General features: G+C 47.3%; 6 protein-coding genes. All 6 read left to right on the forward strand.

Going from position 1 to position 4,688, the window contains the following annotated elements:
* The first annotated feature begins 539 nt into the window (after positions 1–539).
* Genes LKD71_RS17675 through LKD71_RS17700 form a run of 6 tightly spaced genes read left to right on the forward strand, consistent with a single transcriptional unit; the run spans position 540 to position 4,551 of the window.
* On the forward strand, positions 540–860 hold the full coding sequence (locus LKD71_RS17675; RefSeq protein WP_227616391.1) for a thioredoxin family protein: 321 nt from the start codon (positions 540–542) through the stop codon (positions 858–860).
* Positions 861–869: 9 nt separating this feature from the next.
* Entirely contained in the window at positions 870–1,625 is a 756-nt protein-coding gene (locus tag LKD71_RS17680; RefSeq protein ID WP_227616392.1) for an amino acid ABC transporter ATP-binding protein, read from the forward strand.
* A gap of 31 nt (positions 1,626–1,656) precedes the next feature.
* Positions 1,657–2,526 (forward strand): transporter substrate-binding domain-containing protein, encoded by an 870-nt coding sequence (locus LKD71_RS17685; RefSeq protein WP_227616393.1) that lies wholly within the window; start codon positions 1,657–1,659, stop codon positions 2,524–2,526.
* Between the two features lie 34 nt (positions 2,527–2,560).
* Positions 2,561–3,244, forward strand: coding sequence for an amino acid ABC transporter permease (locus LKD71_RS17690; protein ID WP_227616394.1), 684 nt, complete (start codon positions 2,561–2,563; stop codon positions 3,242–3,244).
* Positions 3,241–3,948: an amino acid ABC transporter permease gene (locus LKD71_RS17695; RefSeq protein WP_227616395.1), complete on the forward strand. Its 708-nt coding sequence runs from the start codon at positions 3,241–3,243 to the stop codon at positions 3,946–3,948. Before LKD71_RS17690 ends, LKD71_RS17695 begins: the two co-directional genes overlap by 4 nt.
* Before the next feature lie 18 nt (positions 3,949–3,966).
* A complete protein-coding gene (locus tag LKD71_RS17700) occupies positions 3,967–4,551 on the forward strand; it encodes a carboxymuconolactone decarboxylase family protein (protein WP_227616396.1) in 585 nt (194 codons plus the stop codon).
* Positions 4,552–4,688: the final 137 nt, after the last annotated feature.

The raw sequence follows: 4,688 nt of genomic DNA on the forward strand, positions 1-4,688 counted from the left end.
GTGTATCCGGCACAGAAGCAGGTGAGTCCAAAGCTCACGACTGCAATGAAATCCAAAATACTCATTGGCTAAGCCCTCCTTTCCAGTGAATACTCTTTCGAGTTTCTATGTAATTAGAGGGTTACAAATGTCCATTCCACTTTGGTTGTTGCAAAACAAGTGTCAATGGCACTCTGCAACCCTCTGTTGGAGGAGTAACCGCCTACCGTTATGGCAGCACCCATATTTCGATTATAACAGTAAAACTTGATATATGCAATATATAAAGCAACAAAAACTCCTTGGTAAACTTCAATTTTGGAAATACTAATGGCTTCACCGCAAAGGTGCAGGCCGTTTTTTATTTTATAGGAAAGACCGCCTTCGGCGCTCTCTGGAATGCCGCAGGTGGTGTTTTATTTTGGAATTCTCTTATAGTTTTATAAGAAAAAACTATATCCTGCTATAGGAAAAAGGTGATTGACGTTTTCGATTTTGTTCTGTATAATAGCGACAACACATAAATCCTAGTAAACACATATGAAAATAGGAGATATAGAATGGTTGAGAAAATTCTGGACACAGAGATAGAAGAAAAAGTTCTGAAAGCAGATCATCCGGTTATTTTGGATTTCTGGAATCAGGGATGTGGTCCCTGTCAGGCCCTGGGGCCTGTATTAGAAGAATTATCGGAAGAAGAGAAAGACATTAAGTTTTACAGCATACGGATCGACGAGGGAAAGGAAGCGGTGAAACGCTTCCGGGTCATGGCAGCACCGACACTTCTTTTTATCAAGGGTGGCACGGTGAAAAAGAAGACCATCGGCTTCCGGTCGAAAGAGAGTATTGCGGCAGTCATAGAGGAACAGCTTCGGGCATAGGAGGCTAACATGTTAAAGATAGAACACCTGAAAAAAACATTCAGCGGGAAGACGATTCTGGATGATATCAGCCTGGAAGTAAAAAGCGGCGAGATCGTTTCCATCATCGGTCCCAGCGGAACCGGAAAGACAACGCTTCTGCGCTGTGTCAATTTCCTGGAAAAACCGGACCGTGGAACCATTACCATCGATGAAGTAACCGCAGATGCGGAGCATTCGGATGGAAAAACAATCCACAGGCTGGTACAGAAAAGCGGAATGGTTTTTCAGTCCTACAACCTTTTTCACAATAAAACCGTTCTGGAAAATGTGATGGAAGCCCAGATCATTGTGAAAAAAAGATCCCGGAAAGAAGCCGAAGAGATCGCCCTGGAAAAGCTGAAAGAGGTAGGCATGCTGGAATGGAAAGACAGCTATCCCTCCCAGATTTCCGGCGGACAGCAGCAACGGACGGCCATCGCCAGAGCCGTTGCCATGCAGCCTTCCATCTTGCTTCTGGATGAGCCAACATCCGCTCTGGACCCGGAGCTTACCAAAGAAGTGCTGGAGGCCATCCGGACCATCGCCAATGACGGAATCACAATGCTGACCGTTACCCACGAGATCGACTTCGCAAGGGAACTCAGCGACCGGATCATTTTCATGGATAAAGGAAACATCGTGGAAGAAGGAACGCCGAGGGAGATCTTTAATCACCCGAGAGAACAGCGGACGAGAGAATTTCTGGAATTTCTTTTTCCCGCAGATTATCAGATATACATTTAACAAAAAGCCAAAAAGCAGGAGGAGAACTATTATGAAAAACGTATTTTTTAAACTTGTAACCACAGCAGCCGCCGCATCTCTGGTATTAGCCGCATTGCCGGTCAGTGCAGACGAAGAGGCAAAGGAAATCAAGGTGGCAGTAGCCGGAGGCTTCTATCCGATCACCTATGCGGATGACAACGGAGAGGCCCAGGGCTATGATGTGGAAGTCTTCAAGGCCGTGGACGAGTTGCTTCCCCAGTACACCTTCACCTATGAGATCACAGATAAAGAGACCATGAATGTGGGCGTGCAGTCCGGAACCTATCAGGTAGGAATTAACTCCCTGTTTAAGAACGATGCGAGAACTGCCACTTACTATATGCCGGAAAACAACGTGGGTTATACGCCGGTTGGAATCATCCACAGAGAGGGAGAAGAGATCAACAGCTTTGACGATGCTCTCGATCAGGGACTGAAGCCCTATCTGGTAAATGCATCCGGCGGTATCCGCTTTGTATACGATGACTGGAATGCAAATCATCCGGACAAACAGATCGAGTATACATTAAACACAGAGTTCAGCTATGCAGATCTCTTTGCATCCATCCGGTCAGGCGATTATGACTGGTCCGCAGATCTGATCCCGGTATTTAACCTGCAGGACAAAGATACCGTCGCAGGCCTGGTGATTTCCGATCCCGTAGCCGTGGTACCGACCTATCCGATCGTTAATCAGTCAGAAACCGAGCTGGGAGATGCCATCAATGAGGCTCTTGGAACACTGAAAGAGGACGGAACCCTCTCCAAACTTTCCGAGGATGTATTCGGATATAACGTTTTTGCTCTGGCAGAGGAAGATGAAACTGAGGCGGAGACTGAGACTGGTACCGGTACCGAGGAAGAGACTGCAGCAGAGTAAGGGCTGAGAGGAAAAAGCAGAGACGGAGGCAGCTATGGTAAGGGAAAACTTTGACATTCATTTTATTATTGAAAAATTTCCAGCGATCCTTTCTGCTCTTCCGGTTACATTGGAGATCACGGCAGTCACGCTGGTGCTTGGCTGGCTGCTGGGGCTCCTTGTGGCCTGGGGAAAGGTAAGCGGTTCGGGCTGGCTGAAAAAGTTTCTCAGGATTCTGACGGATATCATTCGCGGAATCCCCACAGTTGTCCTTCTGTACATTGTATATTTTGGTCTTCCGAAGCTTATTAATGTATCCAACTGGTCGAAAATCAGCTTTGTGGTGCTGGCTTTGATGATTGAACTAGGAACGACGAGCAGCGAGATGTTCCGAAGTGCATACAATTCCATCCAGAAAGGTCAGCTGGAGGCGGCACACGCTCTGGGATATACGGAAATCCAGAAGTTTTTCCATATCATCGTTCCCCAGGGACTGGCTGTCATCCTCCCGAATCTGGGAAGCGCGGTGCTCTCGATTATTCGGGCGACAGCTCTTGTATACACGTTGGGAATCTTCGATATTCTTGGAAAAGCAAGACAGCTGGACACCAATGTCAGCCATGTGAAAACCTTTGAAATGTATTTTTCTGTGGCGATCATCTACTGGGCCCTGGCCGTTCTGATTCAGTTTATCTTCAGCCGTCTGGAAAAACAGATGAGAAAGGAAAGTGTACAATGAATTTCAGCTGGGCGTTTATTTTTGATACAACAGGATATGTGGTCAAAGCCCTGCCGCTGACCCTTTTCCTGACGATCTTTCCGGTGACGGCAGGCCTGGTGCTGGGCTTTCTCCTGGCGCTGCTGAAAATGTATCGGGTTCCGGTGGCGAATCGTCTGGTATCCATTTACGTTTCCTTTTTCCGGAGCATTCCGCTTCTGGTGCTGCTTTTCCTGGCTTTTTACGGGATTCCGAAACTGATCAATTTTACCTTTTACGGTGGGGAACGTGTTTGGGGTTCCATTGATATGAATAAAAATGTGACCGCTGTCGGGACTTTGACCCTGTATTCCTCAGCTTTCCTCTGTGAAATCGTCAGGGGCGCTTTAAATTCGGTGGATATGAGGCAGATGGAAGCGGCTCATGCCCTCGGGATGACAAAACGGCAGGCCTATTTCCGGATCATCATTCCCCAGGCCATCATCGTGGCGCTGCCGAACTACTTTAATTTTTTCCTGGCTCTTCTGAAAGGAACCTCCGTCGTCTTCACAATCTCGGTGGTAGATATCATGGCGGCGGCAAAGCTCCAGGCGGAGTACGGATACCGTTACATAGAAGCTTACACACTGGTTGGCTTTTTCTACATTATATTAAGCATTGGTTTTTCACAGATCTTTACCCGAATTGAAAAAAACGCAAAGCTCCATATGGGCCTTGCAGAATAGAAAAGGAGACTTATCATTATGGAAAGAAAAAAACTGATTTCAAGAATTGACAGAGCACATACCACCCCGGAGCAGCAGGCAGCCATCGACCACCATATCGAGCAGGGCTACCGCATCACAAATATGAAGGAAACGCTTCTTCATAGCGTAGTATCCTTCACCTCTCTGGAGGAAGGCTCCTATGCGGTGGACAAAGCGCTGAAAGAAAAGATCGGAAACCGGGCAAAGATCCTCTTTGGCTATGCGATTTCTTCCGGAAACGAATGCCCGATCTGCGGAAACTATTTCAAATGGGTGCTGGAGGATCAGCTGGGAATCAAGGATTTTGACCATTTTGAATTTACCGATGAAGAGATGGAGCTTCTCGATTTTGCAGCAGCTCTGGTAAAAGACCCGAACCATGTGCCGGACGAGGTCTACGAGCCCCTGCAGGCAAGATACGATGAGGAGACCCTGGTTCTCATCGTCACCACAGCCGTACTGACCCTGGCCAACAACTACTGGAACAATATCGTAGGAACCCCCATCGATGATTACCTCCACGATGGCCACTATGTAGAACGGGAGCTGGATATCCAGAAAGCGGCAGCGGAGCAGAAATAATCATAGGGGATAAAAATAGTCGTCAAGGTGGCGGCTATTTTTGTATCTTATTGCTATCTGTGCCGAATGTGTATCCGGCACAGAAGCAGGTGAGTCCAAAGCTCACGACTGCAATGAAATCCAAAATACTCATTGGC

The sequence above is a fragment of the Fusicatenibacter faecihominis genome, assembly GCF_020686945.1.
Classification (GTDB): Bacteria; Bacillota; Clostridia; order Lachnospirales; family Lachnospiraceae; genus Limivivens; species Limivivens faecihominis.